The 1,506-nt window shown below is 49.6% G+C and carries 1 protein-coding gene; it reads left to right on the top strand.

Going from position 1 to position 1,506, the window contains the following annotated elements; translation table 11 throughout:
• The first annotated feature begins 223 nt into the window (after positions 1–223).
• Positions 224–1,363 (top strand): ATP-binding protein, encoded by a 1,140-nt coding sequence (locus tag IX84_RS30425; protein ID WP_173426303.1) that lies wholly within the window; start codon positions 224–226, stop codon positions 1,361–1,363.
• Positions 1,364–1,506: the final 143 nt, after the last annotated feature.

Raw genomic sequence — 1,506 nt, 5'->3', positions numbered from 1 at the left:
TTGATAGTCATGCTTGCATAACAACACTCGACGGATTCCTTTTACCCCTTCTGCACAAGGTAGACGATACCGGACAAGCCGCGCAGCCGGAATCAGAAGTACCGGGTGACGAAGTTGGGGCAGATGGTGCTGGAGCGCATTACTAGCAAACGCTAAAAGAGATTTATCCTTGAAAATTCGAAGTAGATATTCGAATTTTCAAGGATAAATTGTATTTTCGAGTATGGGTAAAACACTTCTCGATAGGAAACAAGATCAGGCAGCGGTAGCACAATTGATGCGCGTGTTCCCTGTGACTGCCCTGTTGGGTCCCCGTCAGGCGGGAAAAACGACACTTGCCAAGACCTTCCAGCCTGACCATTACTTCGATTTGGAGAACCCACGAGACCTCGCTATGCTGCAGCAACCTCAGCTGGCATTGGAAAACCTGGAAGGGCTGATCATGATTGATGAGATACAGCGAAAGCCGGAGCTGTTTTCGTTACTGCGCTATTTGGTCGATCAGCAGAACAACCAGAAATATCTTATCCTCGGTAGCGCTTCCTCCAGTTTGAAGCAACAAAGCGGCGAATCGCTGGCCGGGCGCATCGGTTATTATTATTTATCCGGGTTCAACTTGTCAGAGGTGGGCGCTGCACATTACCGAAAGCTGTGGTTACGAGGCGGTTTCCCCCGGTCTTATCTGGCAGAGGGGCTGGAGGAAAGCCGGCTTTGGCGGGAAAACTTCATTGCTACTTTTTTGGAGCGGGACTTGGCTGCCTTAGGGAGCTCTATACCTTCCTCTACCATGTACCGCTTTTGGGTGATGCTGAGCCATTATCATGGTCAAACGCTAAACTACAGTGAGTTGGGGCGATCTTTTGGCATATCGGACCATACTGTGAAAAAGTATATTTCCATTCTGGAAGATACCTTTATGATCCGGATACTTTTGCCGTGGCATACGAATGTAGGAAAGCGCCTGGTCAAGAGCCCAAAGCTATATATCCGGGACGCGGGCCTCTTTCATACCTTGCAAAATATCCATCAGGAAAAGGACTTGCTTAGAAATCCTAAGCTGGGGGCTTCCTGGGAAGGCTTTGCGGTAGAGGAAACCATTGCTCAGCTGGGCAAGCGGGACAATGAGGTATTTTTCTACGGGACCCACGCTGGCGTCGAACTGGATTTATACTGGCAGTCCAACGGGCGCTCCTACGGTGCCGAATTCAAATATATGGATGCCCCTAAGCGTACAAAGTCTATGCACCAGGCTATAGAAGATTTGAGACTGTCACATCTCTACGTCATTTACCCGGGAAGCCGGAGATATGCGCTGTCTGAGCGGATAACGGTACTGCCGGTTCAACAATTAGGGGGGCTGTAGCGCTGCTTCCTGGGGTGGTGGGGACACCTCTTCTGCTCTTACGAAAGTGTGAAGGAAATGTTGTTCCTACGGAACTCAGTCAATAGCTAATACCAGAACCAAGTCCCGGAGGGACGATAAACCATTCCGACAATCGTCAGATT

It is taken from the genome of Phaeodactylibacter xiamenensis, assembly GCF_000759025.1.
In the GTDB taxonomy this organism is placed as follows: domain Bacteria; phylum Bacteroidota; class Bacteroidia; order Chitinophagales; family Saprospiraceae; genus Phaeodactylibacter; species Phaeodactylibacter xiamenensis.
The sequence above is the reverse complement of the archived record's forward strand: the minus strand, read 5'-3'. Positions and strand labels throughout refer to the sequence as shown.

Excerpts from the sequence above, each read along its gene's own strand:
- IX84_RS30425 (WP_173426303.1), top strand. The coding sequence starts at position 224 with ATGGGTAAAACACTTCTCGATAGGAAACAAGATCAGGCAGCGGTAGCA.